The 17617-nt window shown below is 71.0% G+C and carries 15 protein-coding genes; 5 read left to right on the top strand and 10 right to left on the bottom strand.

Translation table 11 applies throughout. The features are described from left to right. Nucleotides 1-9: 9 nt before the first annotated feature. On the bottom strand, nucleotides 10-891 hold the full coding sequence (locus tag OHT77_RS39210; RefSeq protein WP_328833102.1) for an SIS domain-containing protein: 882 nt from the start codon (nucleotides 889-891) through the stop codon (nucleotides 10-12). A 123-nt stretch (nucleotides 892-1014) separates the two neighbouring features. Between OHT77_RS39210 and OHT77_RS39205 the strand changes: the two genes are divergently transcribed. Continuing rightward, nucleotides 1015-1794 carry a DeoR/GlpR family DNA-binding transcription regulator gene (locus OHT77_RS39205; RefSeq protein ID WP_328833101.1) on the top strand — a complete coding sequence of 260 codons (780 nt, stop codon included), beginning with the start codon at nucleotides 1015-1017 and terminating at the stop codon, nucleotides 1792-1794. A 25-nt stretch (nucleotides 1795-1819) separates the two neighbouring features. Here OHT77_RS39205 and OHT77_RS39200 read toward each other — a convergent pair whose 3' ends face one another. The 4 genes from OHT77_RS39200 to OHT77_RS39185 form a co-directional block, all read right to left on the bottom strand. Continuing rightward, on the bottom strand, nucleotides 1820-2410 hold the full coding sequence (locus OHT77_RS39200; protein WP_328833100.1) for a dihydrofolate reductase family protein: 591 nt from the start codon (nucleotides 2408-2410) through the stop codon (nucleotides 1820-1822). Nucleotides 2411-2521: 111 nt separating this feature from the next. Further along, nucleotides 2522-2974 carry a phospholipase gene (locus OHT77_RS39195; protein ID WP_328833099.1) on the bottom strand — a complete coding sequence of 151 codons (453 nt, stop codon included), beginning with the start codon at nucleotides 2972-2974 and terminating at the stop codon, nucleotides 2522-2524. A 240-nt stretch (nucleotides 2975-3214) separates the two neighbouring features. Next, complete coding sequence (locus tag OHT77_RS39190) at nucleotides 3215-3970, bottom strand: TIGR03943 family putative permease subunit (protein WP_328833098.1); 756 nt, start codon at nucleotides 3968-3970, stop codon at nucleotides 3215-3217. Beyond that, nucleotides 3967-5010, bottom strand: a complete 1044-nt coding sequence (locus OHT77_RS39185; RefSeq protein WP_328833097.1) for a permease — start codon at nucleotides 5008-5010, stop codon at nucleotides 3967-3969. The genes OHT77_RS39190 and OHT77_RS39185 overlap by 4 nt, the downstream gene beginning before the upstream one ends. A gap of 117 nt (nucleotides 5011-5127) precedes the next feature. Here OHT77_RS39185 and OHT77_RS39180 point away from each other — a divergent pair, with 117 nt between their 5' ends. Beyond that, a complete protein-coding gene (locus tag OHT77_RS39180; protein WP_328833096.1) occupies nucleotides 5128-5976 on the top strand; it encodes a PhzF family phenazine biosynthesis protein in 849 nt (282 codons plus the stop codon). A 71-nt stretch (nucleotides 5977-6047) separates the two neighbouring features. Then, the gene (locus OHT77_RS39175) at nucleotides 6048-6521 is read left to right on the top strand and encodes a DUF5990 family protein (RefSeq protein WP_328833095.1); all 474 of its coding nucleotides are present in this window, start codon (nucleotides 6048-6050) and stop codon (nucleotides 6519-6521) included. A gap of 12 nt (nucleotides 6522-6533) precedes the next feature. On the opposite strand, the gene OHT77_RS39170 is transcribed toward OHT77_RS39175, so the two are convergent. The 4 genes from OHT77_RS39170 to OHT77_RS39155 form a co-directional block, all read right to left on the bottom strand. Beyond that, nucleotides 6534-8267 carry an LCP family protein gene (locus OHT77_RS39170; RefSeq protein WP_328833094.1) on the bottom strand — a complete coding sequence of 578 codons (1734 nt, stop codon included), beginning with the start codon at nucleotides 8265-8267 and terminating at the stop codon, nucleotides 6534-6536. A 187-nt stretch (nucleotides 8268-8454) separates the two neighbouring features. Next, nucleotides 8455-10209: a hypothetical protein gene (locus OHT77_RS39165; protein WP_328833093.1), complete on the bottom strand. Its 1755-nt coding sequence runs from the start codon at nucleotides 10207-10209 to the stop codon at nucleotides 8455-8457. A 181-nt stretch (nucleotides 10210-10390) separates the two neighbouring features. Next, the gene (locus OHT77_RS39160; RefSeq protein ID WP_328833092.1) at nucleotides 10391-11152 is read right to left on the bottom strand and encodes a DUF1963 domain-containing protein; all 762 of its coding nucleotides are present in this window, start codon (nucleotides 11150-11152) and stop codon (nucleotides 10391-10393) included. 124 nt (nucleotides 11153-11276) lie between these two features. Next, nucleotides 11277-13043 (bottom strand): esterase, encoded by a 1767-nt coding sequence (locus OHT77_RS39155; protein WP_328833091.1) that lies wholly within the window; start codon nucleotides 13041-13043, stop codon nucleotides 11277-11279. 352 nt (nucleotides 13044-13395) lie between these two features. Between OHT77_RS39155 and OHT77_RS39150 the strand changes: the two genes are divergently transcribed. Beyond that, nucleotides 13396-14343, top strand: coding sequence for a serine protein kinase RIO (locus OHT77_RS39150; protein WP_328833090.1), 948 nt, complete (start codon nucleotides 13396-13398; stop codon nucleotides 14341-14343). A gap of 118 nt (nucleotides 14344-14461) precedes the next feature. On the opposite strand, the gene OHT77_RS39145 is transcribed toward OHT77_RS39150, so the two are convergent. Then, complete coding sequence (locus OHT77_RS39145; RefSeq protein ID WP_328833089.1) at nucleotides 14462-15337, bottom strand: PhzF family phenazine biosynthesis protein; 876 nt, start codon at nucleotides 15335-15337, stop codon at nucleotides 14462-14464. A 527-nt stretch (nucleotides 15338-15864) separates the two neighbouring features. On the opposite strand from OHT77_RS39145, the gene OHT77_RS39140 reads away from it, so the two are divergent. Then, a complete protein-coding gene (locus tag OHT77_RS39140; protein ID WP_328833088.1) occupies nucleotides 15865-17001 on the top strand; it encodes a sugar ABC transporter substrate-binding protein in 1137 nt (378 codons plus the stop codon). The last annotated feature ends 616 nt before the right edge of the window (nucleotides 17002-17617 follow it).

Here is a 17617-nt window from a genome sequence, read left to right as displayed (position 1 = left end):
GTTCGGGCGTCAGGGGGCGAGGATCACCGAGCGGGTGAGGTGGCGCGGGCGGTCGGGGTCGAGGTCGCGGTGGGCGGCGACGGCGACCGCGAGGCGCTGGGCGCGGACGAGTTCGGCGAGCGGGTCGAGACCGCCGTCGATCCACAACCCGCCGGTGTCGCCCACCTGTTGGGCGAGTCCCTCGGGTGCCTCGCCGAACATCCAGGTGGCGGTGCCGCGGGTGGTGATGCTGATCGGGCCGTGCCGGTACTCCATCGCCGGGTAGGCCTCGGTCCAGGACAGCGAGGCCTCGCGCATCTTCAGTCCGGCCTCGTTGGCGAGCCCGACGGTCCAGCCGCGGCCGAGGAAGGTGAACTGGGTGCAGGCGACGAGCTGTTGGGGCAGTTCGGCGGTGAGCGCGGTGCGGGCGTCGGCGACCACGGCGTCGGTGTGCAGGCCGAGGTGGGCGCGGAGCAGGGTGACGGCGGTGGTCGCGAACCGGGTCTGCACGACGGACCGTTCGTCGGCGAAGTCGAGCACGACGACCTCGTCGGCGGACGTCATGACGGGCGTGTGCGGGTCGGCGGTGATCGCGGTGGTGCGGGTGCTCCCCCTCAACTGCCGCAGGAGGTCCAGGACTTCGGTGGTGGTGCCGGAGCGGGTGAGGGCGACGACACGGTCGTACGTCCGCCCGTGCGGGAACTCCGAGGCGGCGAAGGCGTCGGTCTCGCCCTGGCCCGCGCCCTCGCGCAGGGCGGCTATCGCCTGGCCCATGAAGTACGAGGTGCCGCAGCCGACGATCGCGACCCGCTCCCCCGGCGCCGGCAGGACGTCCCGGAACTCCGGCGCCTGTGATGCGGCGCGGGTCCAGCACTCGGGCTGGCTGGTCAGCTCGTCCTCGACATACGTCATGGCGTACCCCTCCCCGGTTATGCTTGTTCCTGCAAGATATAGCGAGCTTTCGAGCACAATCAAGCATTCGAACCAAGGGGCCGTGCGCTAGGGTCGCGGGAGATCGAGGAACGGAGAGTGCGGATGTCGCGCGACGCCCGCTGGAAGGCGCTGCTGGACCTGCTCGTCGAGCGCGGCCGGCTCGATGTCGAGGAGGCCGCGGCCGACCTCTCTGTGTCGGCGGCGACGATCCGCCGTGACTTCGACCAGCTCGCCGAGCAGCAGATGCTGGTGCGCACCCGGGGTGGCGCGGTGGTGCACGGGGTGTCGTACGAACTGCCCCTGCGCTACAAGACCGCCCGGCACGCCTCGGAGAAGCAGCGCATCGGCAAGGCGGTCGCCGAACTCGTCGCGCCCGGCGAGGCGGTGGGCCTGACCGGCGGCACGACGACCACGGAGGTGGCCCGCGCCCTGGCCGTGCGCACCGACCTCACCTCCGGCACACCCGCGCTCACCATCGTGACGAACGCGCTCAACATCGCCAACGAGCTCGCCGTGCGGCCCCAGTTCAAGATCGTGCTGACCGGCGGGGTCGCGCGCCCGCAGTCGTACGAACTCGTCGGACCCCTCGCCGACGGGGTGCTCTCGCAGATCACCGTCGATGTGGCGGTGCTCGGTGTGGTCGCCTTCGACGTGACGCACGGCGCGGCGGCCCACGACGAGGCGGAGGCGGCGATCAACCGGCTGCTGTGCGAGCGGGCCGAGCGGGTCGTCGTCGCCGCGGACTCCAGCAAGCTCGGGCAGCGGGCGTTCGCCCGGATCTGCTCGGCGGAGTCCGTGACCACACTGGTGACGGACACGGCGGTGGCGCCGGAGACGGTACGGCGGTTCGAGGACGCGGGGGTGCGGGTCGTCGCAGTGTGACGACGAGGCCGCACCGGACACCGCGTCAGGACTTGGCCAAGACCTCGAAGCGCAGGTGGGTGATGTCCGGCGACTCGCGGGACCAGAGCCGACGGAGTTCGACGGGGCCGCCGAGGTGGTCGAAGAGCCGCTTGCCCGCGCCCAGCAGCACAGGGACGAGCATGATGTGCACCTCGTCCAACAGCCCGGCGTTCAGGGCCTGTTGGGCGACGGCCGCACCATGGACCCCGATGTCCCGGCCGTCGGCGATCGCCTTGGCGCGGGCCACCGCGGACTCGATGCCGTCGGTGACGAAGGTGAACACGTCGGGGGCGACGACGTCCGCCGGGTCGGGGGCGCGGTGGGTGAGCACGACACAGGGGACCTTCCCCACCGGCCCTCCGTCGCCCCAGCCGCCCTCGCCTTCGCAGATGTCGTAGGAGTGGCGGCCCATGAGGACGGCGCCGACGCCGTCCGCCATCTCGGCGAGGACCTTGGCGTCGGCGTCGTCCATGTCCTGCACCCACTGGTGCAGGCGTTCGCCGCCGATGCCGAGGGGGTGTGCGCGGCTGTCGTCCGGGCCGGTGATGAAGCCGTCCAGGGACATGGACATTCCTGAGATCACTTTGTCGGTCATGTCAGGTAGACCGTCCGCGTCGCCGGAACTCATCGGTCGGCGCGGTCCCGATCGTCACCGGGCGGAGAGGCGCGGGACGCCGAGGGTCGACGCCCCGCGCCTGCTGGACCGTCAGCCGAAGACCTTCACGGCCTGGTAGTACGTCCACGCCGTGCTGTTGCAGGTGGTCGCGGTGGCGCCGCCGTAGCCGGCGCAGACGCGCTTGAGGTCCTCGTAGAAGGCGCTGTCGAGCCGGGACTTGTTGGCGTCGAAGGCGTTCGCGGCCTTGTAGTTGCGGTAGCCGAAGTCGTGGCGGGCGCAGGAGGTGGCGAAGGGGAAGCCGAAGGGGTTGTCGGGCGAGTCGGAGCAGTAGTCGGTGGTCCAGTCGAACGCGTAGGCGGACCAGGCGGCCTGGTTGGCGCGGGCCGCGGCCCAGAGGTTGTAGCTCGACGCGCTGGTCTGCGTCCAGCTGGAGAGGACCTGGGGCTTGTCGGCGGGGGCGGCACCGGCGGCTGTCGCGGTGGCGACGACGGCTGCCAGGGCCAGGGTCGAAGCGGCGAGACCGGTGGCGAGTCTGCGGTGCATCCAACACCTCCATGAGACCGCGATCCGCCCGTCGGATCGCAGGTTCATGACAAGAGGATCGGCATGTGGACCCCCTCTTCACACCGCATGTGCCCGAATGACCCGTTAACTCTCGGACCTGCCAGGCGATCGGGACGTGAACCCGGCGGGAGGGACCGGCGGAGTCACCGGAGTGGAGACCGGCAGCGGGGGTGCTCAACTCCCCTGCCGCCGGACGGAGTTCACGTTCGCGCCACCGTCTCAGGACGGCGTCAGAGGCAGGTCGTCCGTGAAGGCGTTGACCGGTTGGGCGATGTTCCGGGTGGCGTGGACGTCGAGGGCCGGCGCCGCGGTCCGCGTGCCGAGTGCACCCTGCGAGTGCCAGGTCCCGGTGACGGCCAGCCAGGTGTTCGCGGGCGGGGCCGGGGTGCCGTACATGTGCACCTTGACGGTCTGGGCGTCCGCCGCGCAGCAGGTGAAGATGATCCGGGTCAGATCCCAGCCGCCGCCCTTGACCGGTGTCGCGAACCCGGTCATCTCGACGCTGCGGCCCTTGATCGCCAGCTCCTGGTCCTGCTGGACCCGGGTGGTGAAGTCCGTGAGGGTCATCGGCAGGGGTGAGGTCGCGGGCAGCGCGGCGAACCCCTTCTGCTTCTTGACGGTCTCGCTGCCCGCATGGGAGGCCGTGTAGGCGCCGAGGGCGGGCGGCGCGTAGAAGAGCAGGCTGAGCGCGGGGAGGAAGAGGAGCCAGGCGATACGGGGTGCGGTGGAGTGGTCGTGTCCGTGGCCGTGATCGTCACCGTGACCGTGGCCGTGGTCGTGGTCCTCCGTCTTCGCAGGGCCGCGGTCGAGCATCGCGTGTGCCAGGCCAAGGAGCAGGAGGAGGACGCCGGAGATGATCAGGAGCGGGCGGAGGCCCTCTTTGACGTAGCGCAGATAGAGGTCGGTGAAGAGGGCGGTGTGCAGGAGGCCCAGGCCGGTCAGGACCAGGAGCGGCACTTGCGCGGTGCGCTTCACAGCAGGGCGCCTCCGATCAGGACGCTGGCCGCCACGGCCACCACGGTGGTCGCGCTGGAGAAGCGCACCGCGAACCCCCGGCCGAAGGTGCCCGCCTGAAGGGCGATCAGCTTCAGGTCGACCATCGGGCCGACGACCATGAACGCCAGCCGGGCGGTCGGCGAGAAGCCGGTGAGCGAGGCGGCGACGAACGCGTCGGCCTCGGAGCAGACCGCGAGGACGACGGCGAGACCGGCCAGGAACAGCACGGACAGCCAGGGCGAGCCGGAGAAGGTGTCGAGGACCGAGCGCGGGACGGTCACGTTGAAGGTGGCCGCGGCCATGGCGCCGAGCACGAGGAAGCCGCCCGCGTGCAGGAAGTCGTGCTGGAAGCCGAGCCGGAACTCCGTGAAGCGGCTGTGACCCGGCTGGTGTCCGGTGTGCCGCACGACGGGCCGCAGCCACTCCTCGCGCCCCAGCCAGAGCCAGAGCCAGCCCATGACGGCGGCGGTGGCGAGCGAGGCGAGCAGCCGGGCCAGCACCATGGCGGGGCTGCCCGGGAAGGCGACGGCGGTGGCGGTCAGCACGATCGGGTTGATCGCGGGCGCCGAGAGCAGGAACGCGAACGCGGCGGCCGGGGTGACGCCCCGCCGGATCAGGCTGTTCGCGACCGGCACGGACGCGCATTCGCAGCCCGGCAGGACCGCTCCCGCGACCCCGGCGACCGGCACCGCGAGCGCGGGGTGCTTGGGCAGCACCTTGGTGAACAGGTCCGCCGGCACAAAGGCGTTGATGGCCCCGGACAGCGCGGTGCCCAGCAGCAGGAAGGGCAGTGCCTGCACGGTGATGGCCAGGCAGACGGTCCGCCAGGCCGCCACGGCGGGGTCGTTCAGCCAGGGCGTTCCCGACAGCACGAGGACGGCCGCGGCCAGGCCGAGCGCGCTCACGACCGCCGCGGTCGGCGGGGGCCTGCGGAGAAGGCGGCGCCGTCGCTCGGGTGGGCGGACGGCGGCCGGGAACACCGTCTCCGTCACATCAAGCAGCTCATCCGTTTTTGGCATTTTTGCTCCGAATGTCTGATGTTGTGACCGAACATAGCGAGGAGTACGGCCGCCGCCGCGCCCACACGCCGTCAGGACCGCAGGTCGGGCCGCGGGGTTCGGGAGTACGGTTCCGGTGTGATCAGCCGACTGCTCGTCACGATCGTCCGCGCGTGTCTGCGGGAGGGGCGGGGCGGGAGCCCGACGGCGGTACTGGACGAGACCCCGTTGAGCGACGACGAACGCCGCCGGGTGCCGGTCCTCGCCGGGACGTCGCACGCCGTCTTCGTCGCGGAACGCGGATCGGCCGTGTCCCTGCGCTTCTTCACCGCCGAGGGCGAACTGCCCGCGTGCGGCCACGGCACGGTCGCCGCGCTGGCCTGCCTCGCGGAGCGGGCCGGGGGCACGGAGTACCGGGGCACGCTGCGGGCGGCGGGGCGCGACTTCGCGGGCTGGGCCGTACGCGAGGGCGCGTTCTTCCAAGCCGCCTTCACGTCAGGCCCCGTCGCGTTGCGCGAGCCGACCGCCGCCGAGTGCGGGCTCGTCCTCCCCGCGCTGGGCGTCACCCCGGACATCCTCGCGCCCGGTGCGCGGGTCGCCTCGGTCGGGCGGGCGCGGCTGCTGGTACCGGTGACGACACGGGCCGCGCTCACCGCGCTCGCCCCGGACTTCGGTCAACTCGGTGCGGTCTGCGACCGGTTGGGGTTCCTCGGCTGTTACGTCCACTCGACGGAGGCGGGCTCGGGCCGGATCGCGGCGCGCATGTTCGCGCCGTCCATCGGCGTCCCGGAGGACATCGCGAACGCCAACAGCACGGCCTGCCTCGCCGTCGACCTGGCCGGCCGGGGCGTCACCGCGATCACCGTGGACATGGGCGACTCGCTCGGCGCTCCCGCCACGATCACCGCGTCGGCGCGGGGCGCCTCGGAGGTGCGGCTGGGCGGTGCCGCCGAGGTCGTGGGCGTGGACCTGGTCCGGCTGTCGTAGGGGGCGCCGGCACCGCCGTTGCCCCTTGATCGACTGAGGGTACGGAGGGTGGGCGCGGCATGATGGGCCGTATGCGCATTCGTATCGACGCCGTCGAGCTGCCCGGCCGTACCTTTCCCGCTCCCGCCGACAAGCCCGTCGCGACGTACGACAACGTCCATGTCGCCGTGCAGCGCCGGGACCGGCCGGCTGAACTCCTCGACCCGCAGCCGGGGGACGCCGTGTCCGTGAGCTGGACGCTGGAGTGCGCGGCGGAGGTGACGCCGGACGGCGTCGTGGTCACGGGCCCCTATGTGCAGCACCGGATGGGTCTGCGGTTCGTGTATCTGTCGTGGGGGACGGTCGACGCGGCCGGGGTCTTCACGATGTTCCGGCGCGCCAAGCTCATGCTCGACTCCGTGCCGGACGAGGTGCTGGCCGCCGCCGCGTCCGACGGGCTGCTGGTGGGGCGGCTCGGGCTGACCGACGCGAACGGCGGCCCGTTGTGCGCGCGGGTCGATCCCCCGCACATCACCTGGACCGCCGAGAGCGTCGTCAGGTCGTAGCCGTCCCCTCCGTCAGGCGTCCGAGTCCTTCTTGTTCGTCGCCGCCTGGTACGCCTGGGTCGGGGTCATCGGGACGCCGTTGAGACTGACCGTCTTGTAACGGCTGACCTTGGCGCAGGACTTCGACTGGTCGGCGGTCGCGGCCTGGGCGTTGGAGGTGGCCGCCTTGGTGTCGGCGGGCGCCGGGGAGGAGCCGCCGCCGGGATACGTCGTGCCGCTGGGCCAGTCCGTGCCGATCACCAGGGTCAGCCCGGTGCCTGTGCCCTGCTTGAGGTGCGAGGAGGCGAGGCCGAGCGCCTTGGCCACCGTCTGCGCCTCGGCCTTCTGGCCCGAGCCGTAGGTGAGCGTGGTCGAGGTGGCGCTGACGGAGGCGTTGCCGGTCGTGGTGCCGGAGCTGAAGCCGCCGTCTATCAACGAGGTGGCGACCGTGGAGGCGCGTCCGCTGATGCTGGTGCCGTTCTCCACCGTCACGGCGATCTGCGCGGCCGGGACGGCCGCCGCCGTGGCGGTCGCGGTGGCCGCGGCGGACTTCTTGCCGTTCGAGCTGGTCAGCGACTGGTCGTTGGCGATCGTCGCGAACAGGCTCTTGGCCGCCGCCGCGGGCACCACGCGGTCGGCGTTGCTCGGGTCGGCGCCGGTCTGCATCGTGGTGAACGTCATGCGCTTCGTCGGGACCTTGTCGAGGTCCGCGGCGAGCCCGATCAGCTTCTTCACGGTGCCGAGGCCCGTGTCGACGGTGAGCGCCTTGGTGGCGGCGTCGGCCAGGTTGTAGACCGCCTGAGGATCGGTGAGCGTGCCGGCGCTCTTGAACTTGCGGATCATCGCGCTGAGGAACAGGTGCTGGGAGACGGTACGGCCGAGGTCGCTGCCGTCGCCGAAGCCGTGCCGGGAGCGGACGAACTCGAGCGCCGCGTCGCCCTTGAGGGTGTGGGTGCCCTTGGCGAGCTTCAGGTGCGAGTAGGTGTCGTAGACGTCGGCGTCGACGCACACGGAGACGCCGCCCACCGCGTCGGACATCTTCACCACGCCGGAGAAGTCCATCTGCACGAAGTGGTCGATGGTGATGCCGGTGAGCTGGTGGACGGTCTTGACCTGGCACTCCTGGCCGTACTGCAGCGCGCTGTTGATCTGGCCGTAGTAGCCGGCCGTCGACTGGCTGCTGTCCGGGTCCTTGCAGGCGGGGACCTGGGTCATGGTGTCGCGGGGGATGCTCATCACGGTGGCGTTCGAGCGGTCGGCGGAGATGTGGACCACCATCTCGACGTCCGCGTTGCCGTTGCCGGTCTGGACGCCGGTCGACGAGCAGCCGCCGCCGAGCTTGCAGTCGGTGGCGCTGCTGCGGGCGTCGCTGCCCATCACGAGGAGGTTGATCGGCGTGCGGCCGAAGGCGTCGGCCTTCTCCTTGCCGCCCGCGCCGTCGTCGATCGCGATGCTGTTGATGTTGCCGTTCAGGTGCTCGTAGAACCACCAGCCGCCGCCCGCGGTGGCCAGGATCAGCGCGGAGAGGGATATCGCGCTGATCTTCAGCACTCGCTTGCCTCGCGGGGTGGGCTTGGCGCGGCGGCGCGTGTCGGCGCGTCCGCGTGCGCGGGAGCCGCCGCGCGGGGCCTGGCGGGCCGCGGCGCGTGCGGCGGCCCGGCCGCCGGTGGGCAGGGGCTCGTCGGTGTCACCCGCACGCGGCCTGGGCACCCCTCGTGTGCGGCTGCGCGTGGCGTGTCCCACGGGGCCGTCCCCGAGGTCGGTCATCTGGCACTCCCACAAAACGGTCGGGCCGGTCGGGCCGTCGAAGCTGCGGCCTGGGGCTCGCGGCCGTGTCGGGTCGGGCGAGGCGGGGTTCCCGTCTCTCTTGCGTGGTTGCGCAATATAACAATCTCAGATGAGAACCTCGCAGGGCCTTTCTCATTTACGGGATATCCTTTTACGTCAAACTCGGTCAACTGAGCGGAATCCGTGCGGTGGTGATGGTCATCGGGGTACCGGTGACGGCGACGAGGTAGAAGTGCGGGTCCGACCCTCCGGGCGCCCGCCGGACACCGCCCGGTGGCCGTACGACGTAGGTCGCGGAGGCGTGTGCGGCGAGGGTGCGCGGGCCGTGGGATGCGGTCCACCAGTCGGAGGCGCCCTGGCCGAAGCGGCTGGCGAAGTGAGGGGTGAGCCGGGTGCCGGTGATGTTGACGACCCGGACCGCGAGGCGCGTGATGTCCCGGTGGCCGGCCCGCTCCACGAAGCTCGGTGTGACCTGCATCCGCAGCGGCGGCGCACTGGCCGCGGCGACCGCCGCGCACGCTACGGCGGGTGCGACGAGCGCCGCCGCGAGGACGGCCTTGGCCCGGTGCCCGGTCAGGCGCGGGATGCGGGGCTGCCAGGCCGAGGCGAGCGCGGCGGCGGGGACGGTGGCGGCCGCCGCGAGCCACAGCGGGGTCATCATCAGGAAGTAGCCGTCCTGGGACCGGGTGGCGAGGTAGAAGCTCAGCCAGGGCAGCACGGTGATCGCCGGTCCTAGCCGGCGCACGAAGAGCAGGGTGGCGGCGAGCAGGCCGAGCAGGAGCAGCAGGCTGGCGTACGAGTAGTAGTCGAGGTGCCTGCTGCCCGCGGTGAAGTAGTACGAGATCCCCATGAGGCCCTGACCGTGCAGGATCGCCTTCTGGGTGAGCGGGAGCAGCAGGCCGTGCAGCCAGGTGGGGAAGTCCTGGGTGGCGAAGTAGGCGTTGATCGCGGCCCAGGTGAGGGCGGCGGTGCCGGTGTAGCGGGCGACCACGCCGAGGGCGGGCCTGGGGCCGAGTTCGCCGCGGCGGACGGCGTAGAGGCCGATGAGGAGGAACGGCGTGAGGAACCAGGCGAGTTGCTGGCTCGCGCAGGCCGCGCCGAGGCAGAGGGCCTGGACCACTCCGGGGAGGCCGAGCCGGCCGCCGGCCCCGGTGTCGGTCCAGCGGACCACCACGGGGATCAGGAGGACCAGGGCGAGGACGGCCGGGTAGCCGGAGTAGGCGTAGCCGGGCAGGAAGCCGAAGCCGAGGCACACGGCGGTGGCGCCGGATCGCCAGGGCGCGGGCAGCAGCAGCCACAGCAGGACAGCGCCGCCCAGCAGCGCGGCGGTGGTGACGAGGGTGGCGGCGGCCGTCGAGTGGATCACGGCGTGCACGGGGGCGGCGAGCAGCGCGGTCAGGGGCGGATAGCCGTAGGTGTAGTCGGCGCCGCCCGACATGGTCTTCGTGATGCCGACCGAGGAGCTGTCGAAGAGCCACGGCCAGGGCTGGCCGTAGATCGGGTGTCCGCGCAGGATCTCGTGGGCGGCCTGCGCGGTGAGGACGCCCTCGTCGGTGCCCATGTGGTTGAGCCAGTAGCCGCAGAGCACCAGGACGACGGCCAGCAGCAGGACGCCCGCGTCGACCCGGGTGAGGGTGCGGCGGGTGCGGGTGGTGAGGGCGAGGACGCCCGCGATCAGGATCCCGGCGTAGCAGACGGAGATGATCCCGGCGACGGGCGGATGGGAGGTCATCGCCTTCGTCCAGGCGCCGCGGGTGCCGATGAACAGGCTGATCGTGGCGATCAGGGTCATCCCCCGGTGCAGCTGCTGCGGCGCGGCCGGGTCGGATGCGAGCGGCCTGGCCCGCGGCGGACCGGCCGTGGAGGGCGCGTCGTGCGGCCTCAGCCGCAGACCACCGCCGGCACGGGGACCGTCTTCCATGGCGTCCTTCTCCTCGTTCCCCCCGGCGATCGGCAGTTCATGCCGGGGTCACCTCCACTACATGTCGTAGAGGTGAAAGGAAGCGGCGAGGTTCATCGGAGGGAGGGAAGAGCCGGGCAAGAAAACGGTGGATCGGGGCGGTCCGGTGCGTGGACCTGCCATGGGAGGCGACGGCGAGCGGTCAGCACTGCTGCTCGTACACGAGCCCGTCGTACTCCCCGGCGGCGATCTCCTCCCGGGTGCCCACGATCAGGTTCATCGTGAACACGTCGTGGTCGACGGCCTGTCCGGCGAGTTGGGCCAGGAGTACGAGTCCGTCCGTGTCCGGCGCCATGTCCCAGGAGTCGGAGAATCCGCCGAGCTGCACGCGGACACCGGGGCGACGGCCGCCGAAGGCAAGGTCGCCGACGGCTTCCTCGAAGGCGTCCAGGGCCTCCTGGCCGCCATCGCCTTCGGCGTCCAGAAACGCCCTGGTGTGCGGGCCGCCGTCCGACTCGCCGTCGAAGGAGAGGCCGGGTACGGGATACAGGGTGCGTGGCTCGTAGACCCTGCTGTCACCGGCGGGGTGTTCGGTGGTGGGTACTCCGGCGGGTATGTGCAGCAACGCCGACTGCTCCGGCGGGTATTCGACCTCGGTGAAGAACAACAGGTGCCCGTCGGCGGGCAGTTCGATGTCCAGGGCGCCGAGCGGCAGGGCCGCGCAGTCGACGCTCAGCACCAACGGCTCGTGTCCGTCGGGCCAGTTGACCCCGTCCGGGAGTGCGGGGAGGCCGCCTGTCCGGGCGGCGGGGCGGGCGTGCTCGCGGCTCGGCTCGGGCAGTTCGCCGTGCTGCACCAGGTAGAGGCACGGCCGCGTCCGGGCCATCAACTCCCTTACGACAGGCCCGGGTACGCCATGCTTGGCGGCCGTCTCGAGGAGCAGTGGTTCGTCGATCGATGTCATGCAGGTGATCGTGCCACGGGGCACTGACATGCGGACGGGACCGCGCTGCCGGGGCCTGCGGTGCGGCACCGGGCGCCTGAGCGAAGGGAGTTGGTCAGGCGCCCGGGTCGGCCGGACCGGCGGGTCAGTTCTTGATGACGGACTTCACCCAGGTGATGAAGTTCGCCGTCGGGTCGCCGGTGCGCTCGGCCATCGTGTGCGCCTCGGCCCACACGGTGGCGAAGTCGACGTCACGGATGCCGTAGTTCCGCAGCGCCAACGCGAGGTTGATCTCAGTGGTGTTGGCGGTGTCGCCCTGCATGATGCCGGTGCGGATGCGCCAGTGCCGTGCCACCTGCGACTGCCGGTAGCCGTCGAAGGCGGGCGACAGGAAGTACAGCGGGTTGTACGCCTCACCCCGCCAGGTTATGTCCTTGCCGACGCTGTCCTTCTTGGCGAAGTCGCTGTCGTACGCGGCGAAGCCGTAGTCGGCGTTCCAGTCGGAGTACGTGGCGTACGTCGTCTGGTTCGCCTTGACGACGTCGCGGGTGAGCGGCGCGAAGTGCGAGGGGAGGTTGAGTCCCATCGCGAAGACGCTGTTCTCGCCCTGCCCGCGGGAGTAGCCGTCGAACGCGCCGACCGGCTTGTTCGCGGTCTTCTGGCTGGTGACGAAGCCTTCGAGGCCGGACACCGTCGCCGTGTTGGTCGTGGCGTCGTAAGTGACCCACGTGCTGCCCGAGTTGAGGTACGCGATGTAGTCGTCGACCGTCTCGTACGTCGTCGAGGTCCCCGTCGAACCCGATCCGGGCGGGCCGCCCATCGTCGTGATGGTGTACGGGAAGGTGTTGTCCGCCAGGAAGTTGTTCAGCGAGGTGGTGATCACCCCGATCAGGTGGTCGTAGTAGCTGCCCGCGAGGTAGGTGCCGCTGCTGGACGGGGTCAGTTCCAGGCGCTTGCCGTGCTCGTCGCGCAGGCCGAGGCGGTTGAGGTACTTGGGCCAGGCCTGCGCGAGGTCCGCAGAGTAGGCGCTGGTCCACGTGGTCGACGCGCGCGTGCCGGTCGAGGCGAACTGGCCCATGTTCCACTCGTAGGACAGGTTGGCCTCGTGCAGGTCGGTGATCGGGCACCAGGCCATGACACCGGCGACCGCGTCGCTGAGGGGACGGCCGTCGGCGTCCTCCATCGCGGCGCCGATCGTGCGCAGGTAGGGGGCGTACAGCGGGCTGTCGCCCGACGTGCCCGCCACGGTGTCCTGGGCGCCGCCGCCGCTCATGCCGAACAGGACGATGTCGTCGGTGCTGCCGGGCAGGACGCTCCGGTTGTACCGGAGGAACCGCACCGCGGCCTTGAGGTCGGTCACGCCCCAGGGGGCCGCGTCGGAGCGGGTGCTGGTGGAGCTGTCCCGGCCGCGCAGGCCCGGCCACACGTAGATGAGCCCGGCTTCGAGGTACTCCGACACGCTGGTGTAGCTGTACGACGTGGCCGGCGCCTGGTGGGCGTAGCCGGGCGTGTTCACCGGGATCACGATCGGCGCCGTGCGTCCCGAGTACGGGCCGACCGTGCCCTTCGGGTCGGCCTTCGCGGTGTACGTCGTCCCGTCGCTGTTCGCGGTGGCCGTCAGATAGGCGCCCGGGACGTAGATCGACAGGTTCTCGTAGTCCGTCGCCGCCGGGTTCGCGACGTACACCTTCCCGACCTGGTAGTACACGTCGTTCGTCGCGTCGTACGACCACGCGGTCGGGTCGAACTCCAGCGAGTACGCCGCGGACGCGCTCGCGGAGCGGCTCGACGAACCGCCCGACGACGAGGTGGCGGCGAAGGCCGTGGCCGCCGTGCCCTCGGCGATTCCGAACGTGGCCAGGGCTGCGGCGCCCGTGACGCTCCGGATGACGGTTCTGCGGTTGATCTCCACCCGTAGACCTCCTTGTGGGGGCAAGTTGCTTGGTCACAGCCGTCCTTGGGCACCACCCCCGGCGACGCCGCGGGCAAGTCGGGCTGTGCGGCTCGTACGAGTCCCCGACTGTAGGCCGGGATCATGAGCCGACGCCGCAGGATTGTTAACAATTTCGATGATAATTTTGTTAGAAGAAATTCGGCATCCCGGCCGCCTTTTATTCGGTTGTCGCTCCCCGGGTCCGGCCCTCACCATGGGCGGGACACCGGGAGCTGCCCGGTGCTCCAGAGAGGAGGCACGACTGTGACCACGACTGTCGTCGGCCTGTCCACGGCCCGCCTTCCTCTCACCTCATGGAGCACCCCCAGCGATGTCTCGCGACGATCTCCCGCAGTACCCCCAGCACTCTCAACACCCGGCGTTTCCTGACGACTTCGGCACCGAGCCGTACCCCGACGGGCCGCCGTCGGACGGCATGGGCGACATCGACGACCGGTTCGTCTTCGACTTCCGCCAGTACGACGACCTCGCCGACGGCCAGCGCTGGTCGACCTGGCTCAGCGTCGAACCCCTCAGCCGCGGCCCCGAGCCGCTCCCGGACTGGGTCGTGACCTCGCAGGGCGCGATCGACACCGAACTGGGCGTCCTCAAGACCGGCAAGGAGGCCGACGTCCACCTCGTCGAGCGTGCCGACCCGCTCGACCCCGACGCCGGCGTGGTGATGGCGGCCAAGCGGTACCGCTCCTCCGAACACCGGACCTTCCACCGCGCCGCGTCCTACACCGAGGGCCGCTCGATGAAACGCTCACGCGACGAGCGCGCGGTCAAGCGGAAGAGCACGTTCGGCCGCCAGGTCGCGGCCGGCGAGTGGGCGGTCTCCGAGTGGGCCGCGCTGGTGCGGTTCTGGAAACTCGGGCTGCCGGTCCCCTACCCGGTCCAGATCGACGGCACCGAGATCCTCATGGAGTGGATCACCGTCGTCGACGAGGACGGCACCGTCCAGACCGCACCCCGGCTCGCCCAGACCCGCCCCTCACCCGAGCTGCTCGCGTCCTACTTCGCCCAACTCACCGACGCGCTCGCGACGATGGTGCAGAACGGCATCGTGCACGGCGACCTCTCGGCGTACAACATCCTGGCGGCGGGCGACCGGCTGGTCGTCATCGACCTGCCCCAGATCGTCGACCTGGTCGGCAACCTCAACGGGATGGCCTTCCTCCAGCGCGACTGCGCCAACATCTGCGGCTGGTTCCGCTCCCGGGGCCTGGACGTCGACGAGGACGCCCTGTTCGGGGAGTTGATGGCCCACGCCTTCTGAACCCACCGCGCGCGGCGCTACGGCGGCGGGGAGGGCCGGTGCCCGCCCCGCCGCCGTAGCCGCCCCGCCGCCGCTCCTGCACAGCCGCCGTGCCTGCCCAGCCGCCGTGGCCGACGCGTCAGCCGATGCGCGTCCCCTCGCCCCCGACACGGACGCGCGGGTCACCGGCGCGCAGCGTCACGGTGAGTTCGCCGGGGCGGCCCAGGTCCTCACCCTGGTGCAGGGTGAGGACGGCGTCCTCGGGGACGAGGCCCAACTCCCTTACGTACGCCCCGAATGCGGCGGCCGCGGCACCGGTCGCCGGGTCCTCCACGACACCGCCGACCGGGAACGGGTCCCGGACGTGGAAGACGGTGGCCGACTCCCGCCACACCAACTGGACAGTGGTCAGGTCCAGTTGGTGCATCAGGGTTTCGAGGCGCGCGAAGTCGTAGGCCAGACCGGCGAGTCGGGCGCGGGTCGCCGCGGCGAGGACGAGATGACGGGCACCGGCGAAGGCGATGCGGGGCGGGAACGCGGGGTCGAGGTCGGCTTCGGGCCAGTCGAGCGCGGCGAGCGCCTCCGCGAGGTCGGCGTCGGCGATCTCCTCGACATGCGGCTCCACGCTGGTGAGCGTGGCCCGGAGCGTCCCGTTTTCGTCGACGACCTCGACCGGCACGACGCCCGCGCGCGTCGCGAACACCAGCTCACCCGGCCCGACCCGCTCGGCGAGCGCGACGGCGGTCGCCACGGTGGCATGCCCGCAGAACGGCACCTCGGCCTTGGGACTGAAGTAGCGGATGCCGTACGCCCGCCCCTCCTCACCGCCGAGCCCCTCCGGCGGCGCGGTCAGGAACGCGGACTCCGAGTACCCGAGCTCGGCGGCGACGGCCAGCATGGCGCTGTCGTCAAGGGCGTTGGCGTCCAGGACGACACCCGCGGGGTTGCCGCCGTCGGGGTCGCTGGAGAAGGCGGTGTATCGCAGCACCTCGGGCCGCGGCGGGTTCGTCGTCATACCCGCCGCAACGTGGGGCGGGTCGCGACCATTCCCGGAGGTGAGCGGGGCGGAGGTGAGCGGAGGCGGCGGCTTCTTCCGCGACCGTGCCGCCGCGTCCAACGCCCGCCGCGAGACCCGGGGTTACGACATCCGACGGGACTCCGCTCCTCCCACGCCGGCACCGCCACCTCACTCGGGACCAGCCCGCCGATCCGCCCGACAACGCCCTCCGGCACCTTCTCCCCGGAAGTCCCCCACACCTTCTCCATCAACCGCCGCGCAGACACCTCCCGCCCCGAAGCCGCCACAACCTCTCTCCGTGAGCACCACACCCTCCACATCGAGGAAGTGCGACGGTGACGTTCACCCACAGTTCCCGCACAGCCGAAGCAGCTTCCCCGGTCGCGGAGGCCGCACCGAGGTCTCCCCACGCCGCGGTCGCAGGGGCCCAACCCCCTTGCCCTGGAAGCCACTTCACGCCACACGTCACTGACCCCCAAAGCAACCCCTCCCCCCTCACCCCGCACACTCGAAAGGCGCCCGCCTTGAGCGCTCCTGTCCTTTGTGGAATCCCCGTACGTCGTCTCGCGACAGCCCTGACCGCCTCGGCGTCCGCGCTGGCCCTCACCGCGTGCGGCGTCATCGACGGAGTCGGCGGCAGCGACAGCTCCGCGTCTCCGGAGAAGGGCGACGACATCACGGTGGGTCTGCTCCTGCCCGACAAGGACACCGCACGCTTCGAGAGCTTCGACCACCCCGTCATCAAGAAGGAGGTCGCCGCCCTCACCCACGGCAAGGGCAAGGTCGTCTACGCCAACGCCGAGGCGAGCCAGGACAAGCAGAGTCGCCAGTTCCAGCAGATGGTGGACCAGAAGGTCGACGTCATCCTCGTGGACGCCCTGGACGCGAAGGCCATCGCGCCGGACGTGCGGAAGGCGAAGGCCGCCGGCATCCCCGTCATCGCCTACGACCGCCTCGCACAGGGCCCGATCACCGCGTACATCTCGCACGACAACGAACTCGTCGGCGAGATCCAGGCCCGCGCGATCATCACGGCGCTCGGCAGCAAGGCGGCGTCCAGCAAGATCGTCATGATGAACGGCGACCCCTCCGACGCGAACTACGCGAAGTTCAAGGAGGGTGCCCTCGGCGAGCTCAAGGACAGGGTCCAGATAGCGAAGCAGTACGACACCGCCAAGTGGTCCCCCGCGGTCGCCGAGGCCAACATGAAGAACGCGATCAGGACCATCGGCCTCGACAACATCGCCGCCGTCTACGCGGCGAACGACGGCCTCGCGGGCGCCGTCATCAAGGCCCTCAAGGACGCCGGTGCGACGAAGATCCCGCCGGTGACCGGCCAGGACGCGAACCTGGACGCGGTCCAGCGGATCGTCTCCGGCGATCAGTACATGACCGCGTACAAACCGTTCATCGAGGAGGCCACCCGCGCCGCGGACATGGCGGTCTACAAGGTCCAGGGCCACGACATCCAGTTCGACGCGCTGACCCGCGACACGGTCGACAGCCCCACGGAGCGGAAGATCCCCACGATGCTGGTGCCGGTCGTCGCCCTCACACAGGACAACATCAAGGACACGGTGATCACTGACGGCGTCTACTCCGTCAAGGACATCTGCACGTCGAAGTACGGGGCGGACTGCTCGGCGATCGGGTTGAAGTAGGGCGCTGGGTGACTGGGGCGGGGCGGGGGCTCGGCTGCCCCGGGGGGTGGGTGACGGGGGACGGGGGCTGCGGTTCCGGGGGGAGGTGACGGGGGACGGGGCTGGGATTCCGGGGGCCGGTCTCCGGGGTTCCGGGCGGTCCCGCCGGTGGTCCTCGGAACGCCTGTGCCGAGAAGCCGCGCCCCACGGGCACGCCCGGGGGTCGGGGTTGGTGTCGGGGTCGGCTTCCGCGTCGGTACCGGCCTCGGAATCGGTCTCGGCTTCGACGTCTGCGTCGACATCGGCTTCAGCTTGGGCGTCGACCTCGGTCACAGCCCCTACCCCGACCCCGGTGTCGGTTCGGCTTCGGCTTCGGCTTCGGCTTCAACCCAGACACCCTTCTGGACTCCGGCCGCGGCTTCATTCCTTGCCCATCCGGTTCCGGCCTCGACCGCAGCTAAAGCTCGGCTCCGGCCCCGGTTCCATCTCGGGCTCCGAGCCGGAACCGGCCTTGGCCTCAGCTTGAGCTCCGAGCCGGCTCCGGCCTTGGGTTCGGCTTCAACCCCGCCCCTGTCCTCCCTCCGGCCCCGGGCTTCATTCCTGGCCCACCCCGGCCTCCCACCCAGACCTCACCTTC

Source organism: Streptomyces sp. NBC_00252 (assembly GCF_036187565.1).
Lineage (GTDB): Bacteria > Actinomycetota > Actinomycetes > Streptomycetales > Streptomycetaceae > Streptomyces.
The sequence above is the reverse complement of the archived record's forward strand: the minus strand, read 5'-3'. Positions and strand labels throughout refer to the sequence as shown.